Raw genomic sequence first — 23316 nt, 5'->3', positions numbered from 1 at the left:
ACCCGAAGAGGCAGACCAAGCAGCCATGGACGACGACCGATCCACCGCCCCGGTGCCCCCGCCCGGGTGCCCGGCGCACAACTCCGGAGCCCGAGTCCCCCTGTACGGACCGGAGTTCGCGGCCGACCCCGGGTCCTACTACACCTACCTGCGCCACTACGGCCCGACCGCCCCGGTGGAACTCGCCCCCGGCGTCGAGGCCACCCTCGTCACCGACTACGCCACCGCCCTCCAACTCCTCCAGGACACCGGCTCGTTCCGCAAGGACGCGCGCCGCTGGCGGGACTTCAACGACGGCAAGGTGGCCCCGGACAGCCCCGTCGCTCCGCTGCTCGCCTACCGGCCCAACGTCATGTTCAGCGACGGCGCCGACCATCTGAGGCTCCGTCAGGCCGTCACCGACAGCCTCGCCCGGATCGACTCCCGCAAGCTTGCCCAGAGCATCGAGCGGATCTCCGGCTACCTCATCTCCCAGTTCTCCACCCGGGGTTCGGCCGACCTCCTCGGCGACTACGCCAAGCAGCTCCCGCTGTTCGTCTTCAACGAACTCTTCGGCTGCCCCGCCGACATCGGCGACCGCGTCCTGTTCGGCATCTCCGGCATGTTCGACGGCGTCAACGCGGAGAAGAGCGCCGAAGTCCTCTACCAGGCCATCGGCGAACTCGTCGTCCTCAAGCGCTCGCGGCCCGGCGACGACGTCACGACCTGGCTGATGCGCCATCAGGCCGCCCTCACCGACGAGGAGATGGTCCACCAGCTCGCCCTCCTCCTCGGCGCCGGCATCGAACCCCTGCGCAACCTCATCGGCAACACCCTGCACCGGCTCCTCACCCACGACCGGTACGGCGGTGGCGGCGGACTCATCGAGGAGGCGATGGACGACACGCTGTGGGAGAACCCCCCGATCTCCAACTTCGCCGCCCACTACCCCTCCGCCGACCTGGAGTTCGCCGGCCAGAAGGCGGCCGAGGGCGATCTGCTGCTCGTCAGCTTCGTCGCCGCCAACACCGGGCCCGCGCTGACCGCCGCCCGGCAGGCCGGCAGCAACCGCGCGCACCTCGCGTGGAGTGCCGGGCCGCACGCCTGCCCGTCCAAGGACCCGGCGCGGCACATCGCCGTCTCCGCGATCGAGAACCTGCTCAACCTGCTGCCGGACGTCGAACTCGCCGTTCCCGAGCAGAGCTTGACGTGGCGGCCGGGGCCCTTCCACCGGGCGCTCGCCGCGCTGCCGGCGCGGTTCACGCCGGTCCAGCCCGTCCACAAGCCGGCACCTCAGCCTCGGGTGCAGGCGCCGGCGCCGAGTGTGGATGCCGGGCGGCGGGCCGAACGTGGGGGTGTGTGGAGCCAGTTCCTCAACTGGCTGACGAAGTAGGGAGGGTGGGGTGAAGGGGGTGGGGTGAGGCGGCCGGGGTCGGAGTCCTGAAGTTGTTGTCGGCGAGGTGATTCACACAACATCCACAGGGTTTGCGATACCCGCATGAAGGTTCGACACCGGGGGTAGTGAGCAACGCGGTATCCGTGTTGCTCACGAGACGAAGGAGGTGTCATGGAGCTGAAGTTCCGCGACACCGCTGCGCCCCTGTGCCTCGCCGAACAGGCCCGCACCGGACCGTGCATAACCGGGGGGCGTGTCGCCGCCCCCACCCCGCAGCCCCAACTTCACAGCAGGCACCGCGAGATACCCGCCCCACCGGGCGGGTATCTTCATGCCCGCACCGGGACGGGGGTGGCGCGATGAGCGCCGTCGAGCGCCGTGTCGGTGCCGGTGCCGGTGCCGGTGCGGTGAGCGTCGGGGGAATTCGTGCCGGCGAGGGTGTGGTGAGCGTCGGTGAAGCTCGCCCCGGTGGTGGTGTGGTGAGCGTCGCCGAAGCCCGGCCCGGCGATGGTGCGCCCACCCTCGGGGCCCTCACCGTCGGCCAGTTGCTGCGGCTGTGCGACGTCGCCGGACTCGCCCCTGCCGACGCCGAGCAGTACGCCGGTGTCCTCCTCGGCGCCCTCGGGCCCGTCGCCGAACGGCCGTTGGACCTGCCGCCGCCGACCCGTACCTTCCTCTCCGACGACCACACGCCCGTCGAGTTCTCCCTCGCCCACCTTCCGGGCAGACCTCCCGCGCTCCGCGTCCTCGTCGAACCCGGGTGCCTCGAAGGGGACTTGGCGGCCAACGGGCGGGCCGGGCTCGCCGTCGTCCACGAACTGGCGCGCGCCTGGAACTTCTCCACCGCCCAACTCGACGCGCTCACCGACCTGTTCCTCCCCGACGACCCCCACGGGCCGCTCGCCCTGTGGATCGCCCTGGAACTGCGCGCCGGCGGGACACCGGCCGTCAAGGTCTACCTCAACCCCGCCGCCTCCGGACCGGACCGCGCCGCCGCCACCGTCCGCGAAGCCCTGCGCCGGCTCGGCCACCCCGACGCGTTCGACACGCTGCCCGACGCCGACGGGTACCCCTTCCTCGCCCTCGACCTCGGCGACTGGGACACCCCGCGCGCGAAGGTCTACCTCCGCCACGACGGCCTCACCGCCGCGCGCGCCGGAACCCTCTGCCGGACCGAACCCGGGCCGTCGGCTGCCGAGTTCGAGGACTTCCTCGTCCTCGCGGGGGGCCTCGGCGACGGCGACCTACACGTGCCACTGGCCGGGCGGCCCGGCCTCACCTGCCACGCCTTCACCGAGAACCGCACGGGGCTGCCCAGCGGGTTCACCCTCCACGTCCCGGTCCGTGACTACGTCCGCCACGACGGCGAAGCCCTCGCCCGCGCGACGCGTGCCCTGCGCCGTTACGGGATGGATCCCGCGTCGCTGCGGCGGGCCATGGACGCGCTGACCTCCCGCCGGCCCGAGGACGGGGCCGGGCTCATCGCCTATCTGGCGCTGGTGCATCAGGAGGGGCGGCCGGCTCGGGTCACTACTTATCTGTCCGCCGAGGCGTATGCGGTGCGGGTGGCGGGGGTTGATGTGCCATGTGGGGTGGCATGCGCATGATATTGCGGCCGAGGGGGGTGGGGGCTCCCCTCGGGGTGCGTGGGGTGGGGTGCGTGGGGTGTGGGGCGTGAGGTGTGGTGTGTGATGCATGACGCGTGGTGCATCACGCGTGATGGTGGGCGCGGGGTGTTTAGGCGCGTGGTGCGTGACGCGTGATGTGTGACGCGTAGTGCGTGATGTGTGATGTACCACTGGTGAGGCCGACGGCGTCAGGGCGGGCCGTCGGCGTTCATTCGGCCCGCAGTTCCTCCAGGTACGGCGCCACGGCGACCTGCGTCGACGAGCCCTCCGTCTGCCCGTACTGGTCGGCGATCCCTGCGAGGTAGTCGGCGATCTCCTTGTGCATGACCTCGGGCGCGGGCAGGGTCGCCTCGCCCGTGATGATGCGGGCGATCCAGCGGGCCTGGGCCTCGACGAGCCGGGTGATGGAGCCGAGGGGTCGCACCAGCCCGGCGAAGTAGAGTCCCGGGCGGTCGGCCGCGACGACGCGTTTGTAAAGTTCCACCGCACCCTGCGGGCCGGTCGGGCAACCGGCGGGCAGGAAGGGGAAGTCCATGCGGTAGCCGGTGCAGTAGACGACGGTGTCGGCGGCCACGGACGTGCCGTCGGTGAACACCACCCGGCCGCCGTCGAGGAAGTCGATCGCGGGCTTCGGGGTCACCGCGCCGTGCCGGATGCGGCTCAGGATCTCGTCGGAGATGGTGACCGCCGAGGCGAAGAGGGGGTGGTCGGGCTCGGGCAGGCCGTAGTCCGACAGCTTGCCGCGCACGACGAGCAACGCCTGTTCTATGAGGCGCCGTTGCTCCTCCAGCTCCATCGCCGTCCACCACGGCGCGTCGGCGATCTCGTCGAGGGCCATGCCGAACAACTGCTTGGGCAGCACGTGCAGACCCCGGCGTACCGAGATCACGGTGTGCTCGGCGTGGCGCGACAGGTCGGCGGCGATGTCCACGGCCGAGGCGCCGAGTCCGACGACCACGACACGACGGCCGGCGAAGTCGCCGCCGTCGCGGTAGTCGAGGGCGTGCAGGATCGTTCCGTCGAAGGTGTCGGCACCGCGTGGCAGTGCGGGCATCACGGGCTGCGTGTTGTGCCCGGAGGCAACGACGACGTGATCGAAGCGGCGCGAGACGCTGTCGTCGCCGGCGTGCCTGCTGACGACCGTCCAGGAGCCGTCGTCCTCCTGGCTCACCGACTCGACCGCCGTGTTCAGCTCGATGTGGGCCGGGAGGCCGGCCCACTCGGCGAACGACCGCAGGTACGCGGCGACTTGGCTGTGCCGGGGGTAGAGGGGGTACGAGGCAGGCATGGGGTAGCCGGCGTAACCGGTGAGCTGCTTGGCCGTGTTGAGGTGCAGGGACAGGTAACCCGGGCCGCGCTCACCGGCGTTCGGCTGCCGCCACAGGCCGCCGACCTCCGGGGCCTTCTCCAGGCAGACGAACTCGACGCCGCGCTCCTTGAGCGCCCGCGCCGTCGCCAGTCCCGACAGGCCCGCGCCGATCAGGCATACTCGCACGCCGTTTCCCCCACTTCCTCTACAGGAACGGCACCGTCCTTTCGCCAACGGGGATTGACATGCCCATAGGTAACTTGCCTCACTCGCCGCACATCAGCGACAAGGATCACAGGAGGCGGTCTTGTGTGGTGCGTGATGTGTGCTGCTTGACGTGTGATGCGTGATGTACCACCGAGCGGCCGGAGTCAGTCCTCGGCCGTTGCCCACAGCCCCCGTACATGGCTCAGATGCCGGGTCATGATCGTGCGGACGGCGTCCTCGTCGCGGGCGAGCAGCGCGTCGACGAGGTCCAGGTGTTCCGCCGCCGAGGCGAGCAGGGCGCCGGAGGCGGCGAGGGCGTTCAGGCCGTAAAGCCGGGAGCGTCCTCGCAGGTCACGGACCACCTCCACGAGGTGCGCGTTGCCCGCGAGGGCGAGCAGGCCGAGGTGGAAACGGGTGTCCGCCTCGACGTGCGCGATGAGGTCGCCGGCCACGGACGCGGTCACGATCTCCCGCGCGGCGGGGCGCAGCGCCTCCAACGACGTGGTGTCGGCCGTCGCCACGAGCCCCACGACCGTGGGGATCTCGATGAGTGCCCGGATCTGCGTGTACTCGTCCAGTTGCTCGTCCGACACGTCCGTCACCCGGAACCCCTTGTTCCGAACCGCCTCCACCAGCCCTTCCTTCGCCAACGTCAGCATCGCCTCCCGCACCGGCGTCACCGACACCCCGAACCGCGCCGCCACCCCCGGCGTCGAATACACCTCCCCCGGCCGCAACTCCCCGGCGATCACCGCGGCCCGCAACGCGCTGACCACCTTCTCCCGATAGCTGCTCGGTGGCCCGAGCACGGGGATGGTGGGGTCGGGGGTGGGGGCCATGCTGCTGTACTGGGTGGCCATGGTGTTCTCCGTACGGTGTCGAGTGAGCCTGCGGCGGAGCCGCCCGATGCCGTGAGGGGGACGGATCCGGCCTGGTGCGGCCGCAGTTGAGGCGACACGTTCTCGGCGGAGCCGGACGGGCGAATGACACTTCGACCTGACGAAGCGTCAAGTAGCCCTGGACGTGTGGCGGTTCCCCCTCACAGGGTGAAGCCTGCCGGGAAGGGGTCGGTGGGGTCCAGTAGGTACTGGGCTGTTGCAGTGACCCAGGCTCGTCCGGTGAAGCTGGGCAGGACGGCGGGGAGACCGGCCACTTCGGTGGTGCCGAGGAGGCGGCCGGTGAAGCGGGTGCCGATGAAGGACTCGTTCACGAACTCGGTGTGGAGGGGGAGTTCACCGCGCGCGTGGAGCTGGGCCATGCGCGCGCTCGTGCCGGTGCCGCAAGGGGAACGGTCGAACCAGCCGGGGTGGATGGCCATCGCGTGACGGGAGTGACGGGCCGTGGAACCCGGTGCCCAGAGGTGGACGTGATGGCAGCCGCGGATCGATGGATCCTCCGGATGTACCGGCTCAGCCTCGGAGTTGATGGCCTCCATCAGCGAAAGACCGGCCCGCAGAATGTCATCCTTTCGCGCACGGTCGAACGGCAGTCCGAACTCGTCGAGCGACAGGATCGCGTAGAAGTTTCCGCCGTATGCCATGTCATATGTCACCGTCCGCCCGTCCCTGAGCGTGATCTTGCGATCCAGCGCGACGGAGTACGACGGCACGTTCCGCAGCGTCACCGCCTTCGCCGCGCCCCCCTCCACCGCGACCTCGGCGACCACCACCCCGGCGGGCGTGTCCAGCCGGATCGTGGTGACCGGTTCCACCACCTCGACCATGCCGGTCTCCACCAGCACGGTCGCCACCCCGATCGTGCCGTGCCCGCACATCGGCAGATAACCCGACACCTCGATGTAGACGACACCCCAGTCACAGTCCGGACGCGTCGGCGGCTGGAGGATCGCCCCGCTCATCGCCGCGTGCCCGCGCGGCTCGTTCATCAGCAACTGCTTGATGTCGTCGCGGTGTTCACGAAAGTACAGCCGCCGCTCGTTCATCGTCGCACCCGGAATCGTCCCGATCCCACCGGTGATCACCCGGGTCGGCATCCCCTCGGTGTGCGAGTCGACGGCGTGCAGGACGAGCTTGCTGCGCATGTCCGGTTCCCTTTCCCTGAGTTGGCCAAGTCCCCGCGAGACGACGTGAGTCGAGACCTCACGCCAGCCCCGCCGCCACCGCCTTCTCGGTCGCCGCGCGCACGGCGGCCTCCTGCTCCGGCAGCAACGGCACCCGGGGCGGCCGACATCGACCGCCGTGCCGGCCCACGACGTCCATGGACAACTTGATCGCCTGCACGAACTCGACCCGCGAGTCCCACCGCAGCAACGGATGCAACTGCCGGTACAACGGCAACGCGGCGGTCAGATCACCGGCCACCGCTGCCCGGTACAACTCCACCGACGCACGCGGCAACGCGTTCGGATACCCGGCCACCCACCCCTTCGCCCCCGCCACGGCCAACTCCAGCAGCACGTCGTCCGCACCGATCAACAGGTCAAGCTCCGGCGCGAGTTCGGCGATCCGGTACGCCCGCCGGACGTCCCCGGAGAACTCCTTCACCCCCTGGATGTAGCCCTCGCCGTGCAGCCGCGCCAGCAGTTCCGGGACCAGGTCGACCTTGGTGTCGATGGGGTTGTTGTACGCCACGACCGGCAGCCCCGCCGCCGCGACCTCGGCGTAGTGACCGACCACCGCACGCTCGTCCGCCCGGTACGCGTTCGGCGGCAGCAGCATCACGGCCCCGCACCCCGCCTCACCCGCCCGCTCGGCCCAACGCCGCGACTCCGCAGCGCCGTACGCCGCGACCCCCGGCATCACCCGCTCCCCGCCGATCGCCGCGACCGCCGTCTCGACGACCCGCATCCGCTCCTCCGGCGTCAGCACCTGGTACTCGCCCAGCGAACCGTTCGGCACCACCCCGTCGCAGCCGTTCGCCACCAACCAGGCGCAGTGCTCGGCGTACTTGTCGTAGTTGACGGAGAGGTCGTCGTTCAGCGGGAGCGCGGTGGCGACGAGAACGCCGCGCCAGGGGCGGGGGGCGGGGGTGGGGATGGGGGTGGGCATGGGGGTCCCTTCGGGTCGGGGGTGGTGTGTGATGTGTGAGGTATTACGGGGTGGGGTGGGGTGGGGTGCGTGCGGTAGTACGCGGCGGGGCGTGGTGTGTGATGCGTGATGTATGACGAGGCGGGTCGTCGTGCGTGATGTGTGATGCACTACCTAGCGGCCGGTGATGCGTGATGGGTGATGCACTACCCGGCCGCCTGTGAGGCGTGATGCGTGATGCGTGATACATCACGCACCACCCCCCGCCCCGCCCTCGTCACCGGCCTCCGCCAGCACCCCCAGCGGCACCGGCCGGGCCAGCAGCCGGCGTCCGGGGGTGGGCGGGCAGCCCGCGACCCCGGCGACCCCCGCCTCGCACACCCGCCCCTGGCACCAGCCCATACCGGCCCTGGTCAGCAGCTTCACGGTGCGCAGATCGCCCGCGCCGAGACCGCCCACGGCCTCGCGCACGGCACCGGCGGTGACCTCCTCGCAGCGGCAGACCACGGTGTCGTCGGTGACCTGTTCCGCCCAGCGGGCGGGCGGGGTGTAGACGCTGTCCAGGGCCGTGAAGAACGTGCGCAGACGGGTCCGGGTCCGTGCGGCGGGCGCCCAGGAGGCGGGGTCGGGGAGGATGCCGCGCAGGCGGGCGGCGGCCGAGCGGCCCGCGATGTGGCCCTCGGCGAGGGAGAGGGTCGCGCCGCCGATGCCGGTGGCCTCTCCGGCGGCCCAGACACCGGGCACGTCGGTGCGCTGTTCGGCGTCGACGCGGACGGCGGATCCGTCGAGACCGCAGCCGAGACCGTCCGCGAGGTCGGTGTGGGGGAGGAGGCCGTGACTGACGGCGAGGGTGTCACATGTGATGTATCGCGTACCACCCGGCACCGGCCGACCTCGACGGTCCAGCGCAGCAACGGTCACCCCTTCCAGCCGCTCGGTGCCGTGCGCCTCCAGTACTGCATGACACATCACCGCCTTCACGCCGTACCGCAGAAGCCGCGCGGCGTACCCCGCGCCTTCGGCGAGCTTGGTCGGCTCCCGCACGAGGACACCGGCGCGCCGCACGAACGCCCGGGGATCGGTGGAGTCCACCACCGCGACGACCCGCGCGCCCGCCGAGGCGAGGCCGGTCGCGACCGGCAGGAGCAGCGGGCCGGTACCCGCGACGACGGCGGTGCGGCCGGGCAGGACGAGTCCGCCCTTCAGCATGGCCTGCGCCCCGCCCGCCGTGATCACGCCGGGGAGGGTCCAGCCGGGGAAGGGCAGCACCTTCTCGTATCCGCCGGTCGCCAGCAGGACGCCGTCGGCGCGCACGGAGACCGGCCTCTCCTGCTCCGGGCCGAGCAGCGCGTGCACGGTGAAGCCCGCCGACTCCCGTTCCACACACCACACATGATGATCCGTCAAGTAGGTGACGCGTCCTGCCGTGAGGTGGGTGTCGAGGCCGGTGCGAAGGCGTTTCCAGGTGCGCCACTGGTGGTGCAGGGCCTGCGGGCGGCGGGCGCGCAGCTCCGGTGCGGGTTGACGCCAGAACTGGCCGCCGGGTCCCTGGCCCGCGTCGACGAGGGTGACACGGACCCCCCGCGCGGCGGCGGCCAGGGTCGCGGCGAGCCCCGCAGGGCCGGCGCCGATCACCGCGAGACGGGGCGGTTCAGTCATCGTGGTGACCGGTCCCTTCCTGGGTGCGGACGTCGGCGCCGGGTTCGGCCGGCACCAGGCAGGCGCGCAGGTTGGGACGGCCGTCGACGGTGACCAGACAGTCGTGGCAGACCCCGATCCCGCAGAACACGCCGCGTGATGTACCACTGCCCCGGGTGGTGCGCCATGACATCTCACCGGCCGTCCACAGTGCGGCGGCCACTGTCTGGCCAGGCAGTGCCTCGATCGGGCGGCCGTCGAAGGTGAGACGGAAGGCGGCGTCGGGCCTGGCGCGGACCAGGTCCAGGGGGTTCATGCGGCGGCCTCCTCGGTGAAACGGTCCGGGCGGAACGGGGTCAGATCGAGGTCGGGCCGTGTGCCGGCCAGGAGTTGGGCGAGGAGGTGGCCGGTGCCGGTCGCCAGGCCGATACCCGCACCCTCGTGGCCGCACGCGTGGTACAGGCCGGGCGCCCGCGGGTCGGCGCCGATCGCCGGCAGATGGTCGGGGAGGTAGGGGCGGAAGCCCAAGTAGGTGCGCATCACCCGGACTTGGGCGAGGAACGGGAACAACGCGGTGGCGCTCGCCGCGAGCGCTCGCACGACCGGCAGGGCGAACGAGCGGTCGAAGCCCACGCGTTCACGGCTCGCGCCGATCAGGACGGGCCCGGCGGCGGTCCCCTCGACGACCGGCGAAGTCTGCAGCGCCGCCGAATCGCTCGCCACGTCGGCCACGTAGTCGGCGGCGTACACCTTGCGCCGGATCCGGCGCGGCAGCGGCTCGGTGACCAGGACGAACCCGCGCCGGGGCAGGACCGGCAGCCGGACGCCGGCCAGCGCGGCGACCTCACCGCCCCAGGTCCCGGCCGCGTTCACGACGGCCGGTGCGTGGAGAACGCCCCGGCCGGTGCGCACGCCGCGTACGGCGCCGTCGGCCGCGCGCAGCACCTCCGTCACCGTCCGCCCGGTCTCGACGCGGGCTCCCGATGCGCGCAGCAGGTGGGCGGCGGCGAGGGTCGGCATCACCTGGGCGTCCTGCGGATACAGCACCCCGCCCGCCAGTCCGGACGCCAAGTACGGTTCCAGGGAGGCGAGTTCGTCCGGGGCGACCGGCTTCGTCGTCACTCCGGCGGCCTGTTGGGTGTCGGCGAGTTCCGTGAGCGCGGCGAGGCTTTCGGGTGTGGAGGCGACGACGAGGCCGCCCTTCGGTTCGTACTCGAAGGCGGGGCCGTGCTCCTGTGCCAGGTCGGCCCACAACCGGCCGGAGAGCAGGGCGAGGTCGAGTTCCGGTCCGGGCTCCTTGTCGGAGACGAGGAGGTTGCCCTCGCCCGCCCCGGTCGTACCGCCGGCCACCGGACCACGGTCCACCACGACGACGTCGAGCCCCGCGCGGGCGGCGTACAGCGCACAGGCGGCGCCGACCATTCCGGCGCCCACGACCACGACATCACAGCTGGACTGCTTGGTCACCGCAGTAATGTGTCACACACTACCGAGGGGCGAAATACCCCGAACGTGAACTTCGTCGAAAACCCTGAGGTGGGTGAGGCGCCCGAGACGGCATGATGTCCTCCCCGGGGCCCGGCACGACGACCGCCGACCACGGAGAGAACCACCACGGGGGTACGGCATGACACTCCAGAACATCCTGCTGTCCGGCATCGTCGGCTCGACGGCGTACGGGCTCGCCCGCGAGGGCTCCGACGTCGACCGCCTCGGCATGTTCGCGGCCCCCACCGAGGACCTGCACGGCCTGCACCGGCCCAAGGAGTCCCACGTCACCACCTCCCCGGACAGCACCCTGCACGAGGCGGCCAAGTGGTGCCGCCTCGCCCTGGCCGGCAACCCGACGGTGATGGAACTCGTCTGGCTGCCCGACGAGTTGTATGAGACACGCACCCCGCTCGGGGATGAACTCATCGGTATCCGGGGCACGTTGCTGAGCGCCGACCGCGTCCGGGACGCCTATCTCGGGTACGCCACCCAGCAGTTCAGGAGACTCCAGGGGCGCGGCGACGGCTCCTTCTCGGCGGACACCCGCAAGCGGACCGCCAAGCACGCCCGCCACCTCAAACGGCTCTGCGTGCAAGGGTTCGCGCTCTACAGCACCGGCCGGCTGGCCGTCCGGGTCGAGGACCCGGAGAGCTACCACCGGTTCGGCGAGGAGGTCGCCGCCGATCCCGACGCGGCCGTGCCGCTGCTGCGCCACTACGAGGAGGCGTTCGCCACGACCCGCACCGTGCTGCCGGAGCAGCCCGACGAACGCGCCGCCGAGGCGTGGCTGCGGCGGGTGCGGCGGCACTTCTACGTCGGCTAGTGCTGTGACCGTATAGGTTCGCCGGGTCGGTGGTCGTGGCAGTTGGATGTGTGGGGATGTCCGTTCCGGCCGCTGGAGGTGCGGTGGCCGAGCCTGTCCGTGTGCGCGGACTGACCGACCAGGAGGGGCAGAAGTTGCAGCAGATCGCGTGCCGGGGCAGCACGAGTTCGGTGCGCTACCGGCGGGCGGCGATGCTGCTGCTTGCCTCGGCGGGCGGTAACCGGGTGCTGGTGATCGCGCAGTTGGTGCGGGCCGGCGAGGACACCGTCCGGGATGTGATCCGCCGGTTCAACGAGATTGGTCTTGCCTGTCTGGACCCTGATTCCTTGTCAACGGCTCCAGCGGCGGGGACCGCACTCGCGCCGGGCTGAGGGCTGCGGCGCCTTTCCGGATCCTGGCCGTTGGGGCATCCGCAGGGGAGCGGTGTGGGCCCCGATGTTCGGGGTGGTGGTCGCGTGGGCTGTCGGACGGATGCCTCACGAGGCCCTGGCTTCGACGTCTCACAGCGGAGCGGTGGTGTTCGGCGTCCTCGCGGCCACCACCGTGAGGCGAGGGGTTGCCGCTCGTGGGCGCCGGGCGAACGCCTGTGCTCCGCCTGGCCGCGATGCCTGCGTGCACAGCGGTGATGCCCGGCGCCGTCGAGTGTCAACGCCTTTTGCCTTGACGACTCGTTGGTGCTGGTGGTGCGAGCCGTCCACACGGTGGCCTCGCGATACGTCCGAGCCGTCCGGGCTCCCGCACAGGCCGGGGGCGGGTCTCAGACGAGGCGCTTGCGGCCCCAGAAGAAGAGGAACGCCGTGACGGCGGCCGTCAGGGCCAGCAGGATCGACGCGCCGAACCACTGCAGGCCGTTCATCTGGGAGATCGGCAGGTAGTCGACCGACCAGCCCACGACATCGGCCTTCTTCATGCACAGCTCGTGCGCTTGTTCCGTCTGTACTTCATTACAGGTGCCCCAGCCGAGGAGTTTCCCGTCGCTGGTGATGTACGGGGGGTTCGACCAGTTCACCCGGTGCGCGCCTGGGGGCAACGTCGGCATCACGTGCTGGAACGTGACGCCCTTGTTCGTCGTGATCGTGACGACGTCGGCGAGCGACAGCAGGAAGTGGGCCAGGAAGTGGGACCAGACGATCTGGACGACGACGGTGAAACCGAGGGTGACCACCATGGCCACCAGCGTGCGGCGCAGCACCACGCCGATCGCCACCCCGCCGAAGACGGAGAAGAGGGCGAGGGCGACGGGCATGGGTCCCGTGTTGTCGAAGGTGGGTCCGGAGGTCCACTCCCAGGCCGTGGACTCGTCGTAGAGGGTCCACCACCACCCGAACGCGACCGACAGCGCGACCGTGCTCACCACGACCACCAGCGCGGTCAGGGCCAGTTTCGTGGTCAGCCAGCGGGTCCGGCTCATGGACTGGGTGACGACCAGCTTGGCGGTGCCGTTCTCCAGGTCGCCGGTGAACAGCGGGGCACCGAGGAGGACACCGAGCAGGATCGGCATCAGCCGCAGTCCCGTGGACGTGGGGCCGTACCCGGCGGTATGCAGCTGGGAGCGCTGGAGGACGATGAACGCCACGGCGAGCGCGGAGGCGCCGAGGACGCTCCAGAACACGGCCCGGTGCTGGCGCCAGACCAGCCAGGTCATGCCGTTGAGGGGCCGGCGGAGCTGAGGGAGTCGGCCGGTGCCGGTGGTGCCCGGGGCCCCGGACCTGGTCGTCGTCGAGGTGCTGGTGAGAGAGCTCATGCTGCCACCGTCCGGGTGTTGTACGCCTGGTCCTGGGCCTGGGCGGTGGGGGTGATCACAGGGAGCGCGTCGGGTGAGCGGAGATAGGCGAGCAGGAGTTCTTCCACGCTCGGCTTGTCCGTCTCCCAGGGGCCGATGGCCGGGCTGTCGGGGCGGATCAGGGCGGTGAACTGCCGTCCGCTGATCCGGGACTCGACGAGGGGGTGGTGCGCGAGGGAGGCGGGCAGGCCCTCGCCCTCCTTGGCGCCCGTGACCACGGTGTGTACGGACAGCAGCTCGTCCACGTCACCGGCGAGGCGTACTTTGCCGCCGGAGAGGACGACGAGGTAGTCGCACACGTTCTCCAGTTCGGCCAGGACGTGGGTGGACATCAGGACGGTGGTGCCGTGCTCGGCAGCCTCGGCGAGGAGGGCGCCTGTCAGTTCTTTACGCGCGACCGGGTCGAGATCCGACATCGGCTCGTCGAGCAGCAGCAGGTCGGGCCGCTTGCCGAGGGCGAGAGCGAGGGCGACACGGGTGCGCCGGCCGCCGGAGAGGGTGCCGATCTTCGCGTCGAAGGGCACATCGCCCGCGCGGACGATGTCCTCGGCGGTGCGCTGGTCCCAGCCCGGGTTCAGTTCCCGCCCCAGCCTCAGGGTCTCCGCCACGCTGAACCCGCGGAACAGGGACTTCTCCTGGGCGAGGAACGAGATGCGCCCCGAGTCCACCGAGCCCGGTGCCGCGCCGAACACACTGAACGTGCCCTCCGTCGGTTCCAGTACCTGGGCCATGATGCTCAGCAGCGTGGTCTTGCCCGCCCCGTTGGGACCGACCAGCCCGCAGATCCGTCCCGCCGGGAGCCGGAAGGAACAGTCCTTCAGCGCCCATCCCCGCCGGTGGCGCACCCCCAGGCCGTGCGCCTCAAACGCCGAGTCACCCGCGTACATACCGTTACTCACCCGTGCTCCTAGGTGTCGTGGCCGCCGTCTCCGAACCGGCGGCGTACTGCTTCTCCATGGCCGAGGCGACCAGCGCGGCCACGTCCTCCCGCTCCAAGCCCGCCTCGGCCGCCCGGGACACCCACGCCACCAGCTCCCCGTACAGCGGTGAGTCGGTGCTCGCCGAGGGGCGGGCCAGTGTGCGGCGTACGAACGTGCCCTTGCCGGGTCGCGGTTCGACCAGGCCCTCACGCTCCAGCTCGCGGTACGCCTTGAGGGTGGTGTTCGGGTTGACCGCGCTGACCTCGGCGACGTCCTTGGCGGTCGGCAGCCGGTCGCCCGGCACCAGTACGCCCAGCCGCAGAGCCTGCTTGGTCTGCTGCACGATCTGCTGGAAGGCGGGGACTCCGTTCCGCCTGTCGATGCGGAACTCCATGACTACCACCACCATTTCACTACTTGATTAGGGGAATGATGATGGAGGGGGGCGCGGGTGGTTGTCAACGGCGATCGGAGAGGCTTCCCGGACAGGATTCCGGCCGCCGGCCGCGGCCTCCGTCACGCCGGCATCCACTTCGACGCCGTATGCGCCGCGAGGGTGCGCGCGTCGACCTGGCCGTTGAAGCAGAAGCCGACGCCGGCGCCCGAAGTGCCCCTCGTGGAGGCGCGGTTGCCGCAGGATCGCTGCGTGAGGCGGTGGGTCGCACGATCAGTGCTGCACGATGATCGTGACATCGCACTCCGTAACGAGGCGGCGTTCGCCCCCAGCGGATGCCTTTCTCGCTGCGGATGCGGGCGCGTTCTTTACGTTCGGCGGCCAGGACGCCGGGGTGGCGGGTGTTGGCGTTGCGCCAGCGCAGGTAGGCGTGCAACACCCGGGTCTGCACGGTGTGGTTGGGGTGGTGGGAGTTGGCGATGGTGAACTGCCTCAGTGGTCCGAAGTGGGCTTCGATCGGGTTCGCCCACGAGGCGTAGGTCGGGGTGAAACACAGCTCGACCTTGTGTTTCTTCGCCCAGCGGCGGATGCCGGCGCTTTTGTGGGCGGACAGGTTGTCCAGGATCACGTAGACCGGGGCGCCGTCCGGGCGGGCGGCACGGATCGATTTGAGTGCGGCCAGCGTGTTCGCGGCACCCTTGCGGCGGCGGTTGACGCCCCACAGGCGGTCGTCGCCGACCGAGTGGCAGCCGTGGAGTACCGCACTCCGTGGGTGCGGTGATAGGTGGCGGGCAGCCGGTCTGGGTGTTTCTGCTCGGCCCAGCCCGAGCCGGCGGTGGGCCGGATGCCGAGCGGGCCGAACTCGTCGAAGGCGAAGACCCAGTCCGGGAAACGGCCGAGGACTTCCTCGATCCGGTCCAGCTTCGCCTCGCGTTCGTGGTTCGGGGACTCCTTCCACGTCTTGGCGCGCTGGAAGGTGATACCGCGGCGGGCGAGCAGGCTGCGTAACGCTTCACGGCTGATGAGGATCACCCGGCCGTGGGCTTTCCGCAGGTGGGCGACGAGTTTACGCAGCGACCAGCGGGTGAAAGGCTGGCCGAGCTTGGTCGGGCGGGTGGTGGCCGCCTGAACGACGAAGTCCTCGTCATCAGAGCTGAGTTGGCGGGGACGGCCTCCCGCCCACCGAGAGCCCAGGCAGGCCGGGCCGATCTCGTTGAACCGGTGGATCACGTCCCGGACGGTGTCCTCGTCAGCCTGCACCAGCTGGGCGATCACCGGCACCCGGTTCCCGCCCGCCGAGGCCAGCAGCATCATCGCCCGCCGGTAACGCACCGTGCTGGTACTGCCCCGGCGAACCTGTGCGGTCAGAGCACTGGCGGGCGCCGGGGCGGGCCGGAAAATCATGTGCCCCGGCCGTGCCGCCCTCCCTACACTCACGCTTGTCGTTGCGCCGCCCACGGCAAGGGCAGCGCGTTCACCGTGTCACGAAAGGGGAGTTGGCCATGCGTGAGCACACCGCTACCGCGACTCCCCGAGCCCGGTACGAGGTGATCCTCGTGTCCTGGACCGTCCGGTGCCCGCTGCGCGCCCGGCACCGGTCCAGCTGACGAAGCCCCCGGACCACCTCAACACCTCTGCCCCGCAAGCAATCTGACGTGTCGTCAACTCTGCCTGCGCAGGCTGGACTTCGTTCGCACATCGCGCTGCCCGACACTCGGACGCACCTCGAAAGGCCCAGGGCCGTGCGCAACAACCTCGACCGTCAGCTCGCCGCCGTACGCAATCTCGGCATCCTCGCCCACGTCGACGCGGGCAAGACCACCGTCACGGAACGGATCCTCTATGCCACCGGAACCACGCACAAACGCGGCGAGGTTCACGACGGCACCACCGTCACCGACTTCGACCCTCAGGAACGCGACCGTGGCATCACCATCTTCGCGGCGGCCGTCAGCTGCGACTGGGACGGCCACCGGCTCAACCTGATCGACACCCCCGGCCACGTCGACTTCGCCGACGAGGTCGAACGCGCCCTGCGTGTCCTCGACGGCGCGGTCGCCGTGTTCGACGCGGTGGCCGGTGTCGAACCGCAGAGCGAGTCCGTTTGGCGCCAGGCCGACCGGCACGGTGTGCCACGCATCGCCTTCGTCAACAAACTCGACCGCGCGGGCGCCGACCTCGACGCCGCCGTCGCCTCCATCCGCGAACGCCTCCACCCGACGCCGCTGGTCGTCCAACTGCCCATCGGAACCGAGGACATGTTCACCGGCGTCGTCGACCTCGTACACCTGCGCGCGCTCACCTGGGCCGACGGCGACAGCGCGCCCGTATCAGGCGAGGTGCCCGAGGAGTTGTGGGCCGAGGCGCTGCGCCGGCGACGGCTCCTGGAGGAGGCCGTGGCCGAGCGGCATCCGGCGGCACTGGAGGAGTTCTGCGACCGGGAGACGCTGTCGGCGCCGACCCTCGTCGCCGCGCTGCGTGACATGTCACACAGCGGCGACGGCGTGGTCGTCCTGTGCGGCTCCGCCTACCGCAACCGCGGCATCGAGCCGCTGCTCGACGCGGTGGTGTCGTACCTGCCGTCACCGTCGGACGTACCGGCGGTGCGGGGGACGGCGGTGGCGGGCGGGCGAGGTGTGATGCGTGAGGTACCACCGGGCGGGCCGGTGGCGCGTGATGCGTCGGCGGGCGGACACATCATGCGTGATGTACCACCGGCCGGATCTGTCACGCGTGATGCACCACCCGCCCCGCCAGTGATGCGTGATGTACCACCCTCCACCCCAGCCCCCACCTCCGCCACCACCCCCGACCCCGTCCACCTCACCGAAACCCGCCTCGCCGAAACCCGCCCCGCCGACCCCTCCGCTCCCTTCTCCGCGCTCGTCTTCAAGGTGGCCGTCACGCCCAGTGGCCGGCTCACCTACCTGCGGGTGTACTCGGGGACGGTGGAGAAGGGGGACGTGGTGTGGGACGCGGGGGCGGGGCGGAGTGAGCGGGTCGGGCGGATTCTGCGGGTGCAGGCCGACCGGCATGAGCAGTTGGAGCGGGCGGTGGCCGGGGACATCGTGGCCGTCGTCGGGGTCAAGTCGGCGCGGACCGGGGCGACTTTGTGCGCGCCGGACGCTCCGTTGGCGCTGGAGCCGCCCGGAGTGGCGGAGCCGGTGGTGTCCGTGGCGGTCGTGGCGTGCCGGGGTGCGCAGACCGAGCGGCTGGCGTCGGCGCTCGCCCGACTCGTCGAGGAGGACCCGTCGTTGACGGTGCGGACCGATCCGGAGACGGGGCAGACCGTGCTGTCCGGCATGGGAGAACTGCATCTGGAGGTCGCGGTGGAGAAGATCCGCAGGACGCTCGGGGTGGACGTCAACATCGGTCGTCCCAGGGTGACTTACCGCGAGACCGTCGGCCGGGGCGTGTCCGGGGTCGTGTACCGGCACGTCAAACAGGATGGCGGGGCCGGGCAGTTCGCTCAGGTCGTGCTCGAAGTCGAGCCGTTCGATGGGGAGTTCGTGTTCCGGTCGGCGGTCGTCGGCGGGCGGGTGCCGCAGGAGTACGTGCGGGCCGTCGAAGCCGGCTGCCGGGACGCCCTGGCGGAGGGGCCGCTCGGCGGGCACCGGGTCACCGGGCTGCGCGTCACGCTCACCGACGGGGCGACGCATGTGAAGGACTCGTCCGAGCAGGCGTTCCGTACGGCGGGGCGGTTCGGGCTGCGGGAGGCGCTGCGGGCGTGCGCGATGGTGCTGCTGGAGCCGGTCGCCGAGGTCACGGTCACCGTGCCCGAGGCGGTCGTCGGCGCGGTCCTCGGCGATCTCGCGACGCGGCGCGGCCGGGTCGGTGGGTCCGAGGTGCGCTCGGGTTCGGTGGTCGTCACCGCGACCGTCCCGCTCGCCGAACTCTTCGGCTACGCGACCCGGTTGCGCGGCCGGACCCAGGGCCGCGGCACCTTCACGGCCCGGCCCACCGGTTACGCGCCGGCCCCCGCCGTGGCGGCGGCAGATAAGTAAGGAGAGGGCTCCCGCGTCAACGTGACATCGGGTGTCGCACTATCGAGTGACATTTCGATTTCTGGGCACGTGTGCGAGGAGCGGTCCGTTGGCCGGGTGTCGGGAGATTTTCCCGGCACCCGGATCGGACGGAGGCAAGGACATGGGACTTCAGTTCCACGACAACGAGGACGGCACTTTCACGGGGTGCAACGACGCCACGGGCTTCTCGGTGACCAGTGCGGACGAGGAGGAGGTGCGCCGCCTGGTCCACAAGGACGCGAGGCGGCCGTGCGGCCCACGGCTCCCGCCGCCGGCCGAGGGCCTGCACCGTTTCGTGCTGGTGCACGAGGAGTTCGAGGGCGGTTCCTTCGACGACGACCGGTACGACGCGCTGCGCGCGAACCCGCCCACCGGATGCACCCCGATCAACTGGGGCTGCTTCGCCCTCAGCTGCGACCGCCCCGGCCGCACGATGCTGGACGCGATCACCGAGACGCTTCGGGAGATCCGCCGCGACCACGGCCTGGTGATGAACAGCCTCGGAACCGGATCGCAGGAGTGGATGGACGACGGGAAGGACGGCTACGGGGCGCAGATCGTGGCCCACCTGGTGCTGATGGCCCGCTACCGCGCCGAATCCCTCGGCTATGGACACGCGGAACTGGTCCGGCTGCTCGACGCGACGGGGGTGTGACTGGCGGGGGACATGAGAGAAGGAGAGACAAAGGAGAAGGAGAGGCAAAGGAGAAGGGGAGACAAAAGAGAAGGGGACGAAGGAGAGGGGGGATGAAGAGGAGGGGGATGAAGGGGAGGGGAGACGGAGGAGCGGAGGAGACGGAGAAGAAGGCGTGCGGCACGGCGGGGCCGGGTGACCGTCGCGCGGGGCGGCCCCGCTGTGCCCGCCCGGTTCAGCAGTCCCGGAACTCGGGCGACTGGTTGAGGAGCTGGGAGCGGACGGAGGTGAAGCGGGCGTAGGTGTCACCGGTGCGGGCGCCGGGGTGGAAGGCCGCCACGCGGTGGCAGTTCTGGAAGGCGAGGGCCACCCCGAAGTGGCGTTCGAGGCTGGTGCGGATGGCGTCGCTGGCGAGGGCGCGCAGGAGCTGGCCGCGTTCGCGCTCGGAGGGAGGAGGGGTCTGGTTGTCGGCGAACTCGGCGCTTCCGCCCTTGAGGTCGGCCGCGAGGGAGGCGATCAGGTCGTAGGCGTAGGGAAGGGAGGTGCGGACGGTGTCCACGAAGTCCTCCTCGCGGACGTCACCGGCTTCGGCCTGGGCGAGGAGGGTGGGGGAGACGTCGAGAGACATGAGGGGTCCTGTTCAGGGAGTACGGAAGACAGAAGGAGGGGCAGGGGGAGAGGCAGCAGGAGAGGCAGTGGGGAAGGGAAGCGGCAGAAGACGGGTGGAGGAAAGGAGAGACGGTTCGCGGCGGGGGCCGTGATCCCGGTCAGGCGTCGGGCAGCCGGCCCGGCACGTACTCCGGGTCCACCTGGGACGCGAGGTCCCGGCCGGTCGCCTCGTTCGCCCAGGCGCGGGCGTTGCGGAGGTGGAAGTCGACGGCGTGGCGGTGGAGCGCCGGCCAGTCCTTGGGGCGGGCGTCGACCGCGGCGCGCAGGACGTCGAGGGCGTGGCGGTTGGTGTCCTCCAGCTCGCCCTGGGGGGTGCCGCGTTCGGCGGAGCGCACCCAGGAGGAGTGGGTGAGGTGGGTCAGGAGGTGGTCGCCGGTCTGCTCTTTGAGGAAGAGGAGGTCGTCCTCGCCGGTGACCTTGTTGCCGACGACGGCCAGGGGGATGCCGAACTCCTGGGCGTGGTCGCGGTACTGGCGGTAGACGGAGACGCCGCGCCGGGTCGGTTCGGCGACGAGGAAGGTCATGTCGAACCGGGTGAACAGTCCGGAGGCGAAGGCGTCGGCGCCGGCGGTCATGTCGACGACGACGTACTCGCCGGGACCGTCCACCAGGTGCCCGAGGTACAGCTCCACCGCGCCGAGCTTGGAGTGGTAGCAGGCCACACCGAGGTCGCTCTCGTCGAACTCGCCGGTCACCATCAGCGGGACGCCGCCGACGGGCTGGACGTGGCGGGCGTGGAGTTCGTCGGCGCCGAGCAGGCTCAGCAGGCGTGAGCCCCGGCCGGGCGGGGTCGTCTTGACCATCGCCTCCCGGGACGGGATCAGGGGGTTGGTGCCCCGCAGGAAGTCCTTGATCTCACCGAGGTGACCGGCGAGCGGGGGTGCGGTGAAGGGGGCCGCGTCGGGGTCGAGCGCTTCGGCGAGGTGCTGGTTGATGTCCCCGTCCACGGCGAGGACGGGAGCACCGCTCCGGGCCAGATGCCGGGCGAACAACGCCGACAGGGTCGTCTTCCCGCTCCCTCCCTTCCCGACGAACGCTATGCGCACCGCCGCTCACCCCCGACCGCCCGAGGTCGGCCCTGGAGTGCCGGTTCACGATCGCCGGGTGTCAACTCCCGTTCGCCGGGTGCCTGTTCCCGGGCCCAGGGGGCCGGGGGGCAGCCTCCGGGGCGGGCCACGGGCCGTGCCGCGCGGCCCGTGGTTTTGAAAATGGGTTTCATGTGACTACGTTTTAGGAGGACGGATGGGCACTGTCAAATCGGGGGTCCGGAGGGGGTGTGGGTATCCTCTTGATCGCACTCGCGTACTAAATGCATATGATGTGCAGGTGCGTGATTACTGCGTAAGGGTGGCCGGGCCGGACGACCTCGACGAGGCGCGGGCCGTCATGCTCGACACGGTGTACCGGGACTTCGGCACCGGGTACGTGCCGAGATGGCACGGCGACATCATCGACCTGGCCGGGGCGTACCTGACGCCCGCGCGGCACACGCTGCTGGTGGCGGTCGACGCGGCGGACACGATCGTGGCGACGGGCGCGCTGGACTCGCGCGGCCCGCTGCACCCGCCGAACCCCGCGCACCTGGCCGCGCGCTACCCGTCGGGGACGACCGCGCAGCTGAGGCGGATCTACACCCGGCCCGCGCACCGGCGCCGGGGGCTGGCGCGGCGCCTGGTCGGGGAGCTGCTGGACTTCGCGGCGGCGGACGGCGGATACCGGTCCGTGTACCTGCACACCGACCCGTCGGTGGAGGGCGCCGAGGGCTTCTGGCGCTCGCTCGGCGAGGTGGTGCTCGACGAACGGGAGGAGCGGGGCCAGAGCGTCGTCCACTTCGAGGTCCCGTTCGACGCCGTGCGCGCGAGCAGGGTCCCCGCCGGGCACGGCACGACCAGTTCCCCGTCCACCCTCCTCACAGACCGGTAAGACATGCGCATCCCCCACGGCTCCCGAATCCTCGCCGCCCTCCTCGCGGCACCGCTCCTCGCGGGCTGCTTCGCCTCGGGCGGGAACGACGACACGAGCGACGGCGCCAAGGACGGCGACGGCACCCGGCTGCGCGTCGCCCTCGCCTTCCCGCCCGCCGAACAGCTCTCCCCGTACGGCGCGGACGCGACGATCCTCAGCCGGCTCGGCGTCACCGAGGGCCTGACCGCGCTGGACGCGAACGGGACCCCGGCCCCCGCGCTGGCGCAGTCGTGGCGCCAGGTGGACGCACGGACCTGGGTGTTCACGCTCAGGGACGCCACGTTCCAGGACGGCACCCGCGTCACCCCGGCCGCCGTCTCCGCCTCCCTCGGCCACGCCGGCGAGGCCAGGCCCGCCCCCGCCGCGCTCGCCGGGGCCACGCTCACCGTGAAGCCGGACGGCGCGAGTGGCGTGCGGATCACGACGACGGCCGCCGACCCCGTGCTGCCGCTGCGCCTGACCAGCCCGAGCCTCGCGATCCTCGCCCCGAAGGCGTACGACGCGAAGGGCGCCGCGAACCCCGTCGGCACCGCCACCGGCCCCTTCGAGATCACCAAGCTCACCGGGACGGAGTCCGCGACCCTGGACCGGTTCGACGACTACTGGGGCGGGCGCGCCCAGGCCGCCGGCGTCGACGCCCGCTTCATCGCCGACGGCACCGCGCGGGCCAACGCCCTGCGCACCGGCGAGGTCGACGTGGCCGAGGCGATACCCGTCGCCCAGGCCGCGACGCTGGACGCGGTGACCCGCAAGGAGACCGCGACCACCCGCACCACCAGCCTCCTCCTCAACGCCCGCACGGGCACCTTCAAGGACCCGGCGCTCAGGGCCGCCGCCCGCGCGGCCGTCGACACCGCGACCCTCGCCAAGGGCGTCTACGAGGGCCACGCGGACGCGGGCGCCGGCATCTACGGCCCCGCCGTCACCTGGGCCGCGGGCAAGCGCACCGCCCCCACCGGACGGGCGACGCCCGGCAAGCCGGCCGGCGCCGCCGTCACCCTCGCCACCTACGACAACCGGCCCGAACTCCCCGAGGCCGCGCAGGTGCTGAAGCAGCAGCTGGAGAAGGCCGGCTTCAAGGTCACCCTGGAGGTCCGCGAGTACTCGCGCCTGGAGAGCGACGCGCTCGCGGGGAAGTTCGACGCGTTCGTGCTGGCCCGCAACACCCTCCTCGACACCGGCGACCCCGTCGCCGCTCTCGCCGGCGACTACACCTGCGACGGCGGCTTCAACATCGCCCAGCTCTGCGACAAGAAGGCCGACCAGGCCGTGAAGACGGCCCAGGGCGTCGCCGACACCGGCGGGCGCCAGGACGCGGCGATGGCGGCCGAGGCCGCGATCCTCGGCACGGACGCGGTCGTCCCCCTCGTCCACCAGCGGGTCATCACCGGCGTCGGCGCGCGCGTGCGCGGCGTCCTCCTCGACCCGTACGAGCGCACGCTCGTCGGCACCGGCACCCGGCGCTGAC

The 23316-nt window shown here is 71.3% G+C and carries 20 protein-coding genes and 2 pseudogenes; 8 read left to right on the top strand and 14 right to left on the bottom strand.

Annotated elements, in window-relative coordinates; all coding sequences use genetic code 11:
- Positions 1-25: 25 nt before the first annotated feature.
- On the top strand, positions 26-1372 hold the full coding sequence (locus tag IAG44_RS06965; RefSeq protein WP_187746246.1) for a cytochrome P450: 1347 nt from the start codon (positions 26-28) through the stop codon (positions 1370-1372).
- A gap of 153 nt (positions 1373-1525) precedes the next feature.
- Here the strand turns inward: IAG44_RS06965 and IAG44_RS06960 are convergent, their stop codons facing one another.
- Positions 1526-1708, bottom strand: a complete 183-nt coding sequence (locus tag IAG44_RS06960; RefSeq protein ID WP_187746245.1) for a hypothetical protein — start codon at positions 1706-1708, stop codon at positions 1526-1528.
- Between the two features lie 26 nt (positions 1709-1734).
- Here IAG44_RS06960 and IAG44_RS06955 point away from each other — a divergent pair, with 26 nt between their 5' ends.
- Positions 1735-2982, top strand: coding sequence for a tryptophan dimethylallyltransferase family protein (locus IAG44_RS06955; protein WP_187746244.1), 1248 nt, complete (start codon positions 1735-1737; stop codon positions 2980-2982).
- 229 nt (positions 2983-3211) lie between these two features.
- On the opposite strand, the gene IAG44_RS06950 is transcribed toward IAG44_RS06955, so the two are convergent.
- The 7 genes from IAG44_RS06950 to IAG44_RS06920 form a co-directional block, all read right to left on the bottom strand.
- Positions 3212-4498 (bottom strand): flavin-containing monooxygenase, encoded by a 1287-nt coding sequence (locus IAG44_RS06950; protein WP_187746243.1) that lies wholly within the window; start codon positions 4496-4498, stop codon positions 3212-3214.
- A gap of 185 nt (positions 4499-4683) precedes the next feature.
- Complete coding sequence (locus IAG44_RS06945; protein WP_187746242.1) at positions 4684-5379, bottom strand: GntR family transcriptional regulator; 696 nt, start codon at positions 5377-5379, stop codon at positions 4684-4686.
- A 179-nt stretch (positions 5380-5558) separates the two neighbouring features.
- Entirely contained in the window at positions 5559-6560 is a 1002-nt protein-coding gene (locus tag IAG44_RS06940) for a proline racemase family protein (RefSeq protein ID WP_187746241.1), read from the bottom strand.
- A 58-nt stretch (positions 6561-6618) separates the two neighbouring features.
- On the bottom strand, positions 6619-7527 hold the full coding sequence (locus IAG44_RS06935) for a dihydrodipicolinate synthase family protein (RefSeq protein WP_187746240.1): 909 nt from the start codon (positions 7525-7527) through the stop codon (positions 6619-6621).
- Between the two features lie 228 nt (positions 7528-7755).
- The gene (locus tag IAG44_RS06930) at positions 7756-9165 is read right to left on the bottom strand and encodes an NAD(P)/FAD-dependent oxidoreductase (RefSeq protein WP_187746239.1); all 1410 of its coding nucleotides are present in this window, start codon (positions 9163-9165) and stop codon (positions 7756-7758) included.
- Positions 9158-9460 (bottom strand): (2Fe-2S)-binding protein, encoded by a 303-nt coding sequence (locus tag IAG44_RS06925; protein ID WP_187746238.1) that lies wholly within the window; start codon positions 9458-9460, stop codon positions 9158-9160. Before IAG44_RS06925 ends, IAG44_RS06930 begins: the two co-directional genes overlap by 8 nt.
- Positions 9457-10611, bottom strand: coding sequence for an NAD(P)/FAD-dependent oxidoreductase (locus IAG44_RS06920; protein WP_187746237.1), 1155 nt, complete (start codon positions 10609-10611; stop codon positions 9457-9459). Before IAG44_RS06920 ends, IAG44_RS06925 begins: the two co-directional genes overlap by 4 nt.
- A gap of 160 nt (positions 10612-10771) precedes the next feature.
- On the opposite strand from IAG44_RS06920, the gene IAG44_RS06915 reads away from it, so the two are divergent.
- Positions 10772-11458, top strand: a complete 687-nt coding sequence (locus IAG44_RS06915) for a nucleotidyltransferase domain-containing protein (protein WP_187746236.1) — start codon at positions 10772-10774, stop codon at positions 11456-11458.
- Between the two features lie 83 nt (positions 11459-11541).
- Positions 11542-11778: pseudogene (locus IAG44_RS06910) on the top strand (helix-turn-helix domain-containing protein); the annotation flags it as partial.
- A 437-nt stretch (positions 11779-12215) separates the two neighbouring features.
- Here IAG44_RS06910 and IAG44_RS06905 read toward each other — a convergent pair.
- The 4 genes and pseudogenes from IAG44_RS06905 to IAG44_RS06890 all read right to left on the bottom strand — a co-directional run.
- Complete coding sequence (locus IAG44_RS06905; RefSeq protein ID WP_187746235.1) at positions 12216-13202, bottom strand: ABC transporter permease; 987 nt, start codon at positions 13200-13202, stop codon at positions 12216-12218.
- Positions 13199-14140 carry an ABC transporter ATP-binding protein gene (locus IAG44_RS06900; RefSeq protein WP_246561556.1) on the bottom strand — a complete coding sequence of 314 codons (942 nt, stop codon included), beginning with the start codon at positions 14138-14140 and terminating at the stop codon, positions 13199-13201. The genes IAG44_RS06905 and IAG44_RS06900 overlap by 4 nt, the downstream gene beginning before the upstream one ends.
- A complete protein-coding gene (locus IAG44_RS06895) occupies positions 14133-14570 on the bottom strand; it encodes a GntR family transcriptional regulator (RefSeq protein WP_187746234.1) in 438 nt (145 codons plus the stop codon). The genes IAG44_RS06900 and IAG44_RS06895 overlap by 8 nt, the downstream gene beginning before the upstream one ends.
- Positions 14571-14871: 301 nt before the next feature.
- Positions 14872-15911, bottom strand: a pseudogene (locus tag IAG44_RS06890) (IS630 family transposase); the annotation flags it as partial.
- Between the two features lie 386 nt (positions 15912-16297).
- Between IAG44_RS06890 and IAG44_RS06885 the strand changes: the two are divergent.
- Entirely contained in the window at positions 16298-18559 is a 2262-nt protein-coding gene (locus tag IAG44_RS06885) for an elongation factor G (protein WP_187746233.1), read from the top strand.
- 142 nt (positions 18560-18701) lie between these two features.
- On the top strand, positions 18702-19235 hold the full coding sequence (locus tag IAG44_RS06880; protein ID WP_187746232.1) for a hypothetical protein: 534 nt from the start codon (positions 18702-18704) through the stop codon (positions 19233-19235).
- Positions 19236-19449: 214 nt separating this feature from the next.
- On the opposite strand, the gene IAG44_RS06875 is transcribed toward IAG44_RS06880, so the two are convergent.
- Positions 19450-19842 (bottom strand): SCO5389 family protein, encoded by a 393-nt coding sequence (locus IAG44_RS06875; protein ID WP_187746231.1) that lies wholly within the window; start codon positions 19840-19842, stop codon positions 19450-19452.
- A 139-nt stretch (positions 19843-19981) separates the two neighbouring features.
- A complete protein-coding gene (locus IAG44_RS06870) occupies positions 19982-20929 on the bottom strand; it encodes an ATP-binding protein (protein ID WP_187746230.1) in 948 nt (315 codons plus the stop codon).
- A 280-nt stretch (positions 20930-21209) separates the two neighbouring features.
- Here IAG44_RS06870 and IAG44_RS06865 point away from each other — a divergent pair, with 280 nt between their 5' ends.
- Entirely contained in the window at positions 21210-21806 is a 597-nt protein-coding gene (locus tag IAG44_RS06865; protein ID WP_187746229.1) for a GNAT family N-acetyltransferase, read from the top strand.
- Positions 21807-21809: 3 nt separating this feature from the next.
- Positions 21810-23315: an ABC transporter substrate-binding protein gene (locus IAG44_RS06860; RefSeq protein ID WP_187746228.1), complete on the top strand. Its 1506-nt coding sequence runs from the start codon at positions 21810-21812 to the stop codon at positions 23313-23315.
- Position 23316 lies beyond the last annotated feature (1 nt).

The sequence above is a fragment of the Streptomyces roseirectus genome (assembly GCF_014489635.1).
In the GTDB taxonomy this organism is placed as follows: domain Bacteria; phylum Actinomycetota; class Actinomycetes; order Streptomycetales; family Streptomycetaceae; genus Streptomyces; species Streptomyces roseirectus.
Note: the sequence above shows the minus strand (reverse complement) of the source record. Positions and strands in the feature narration are given on the sequence as shown.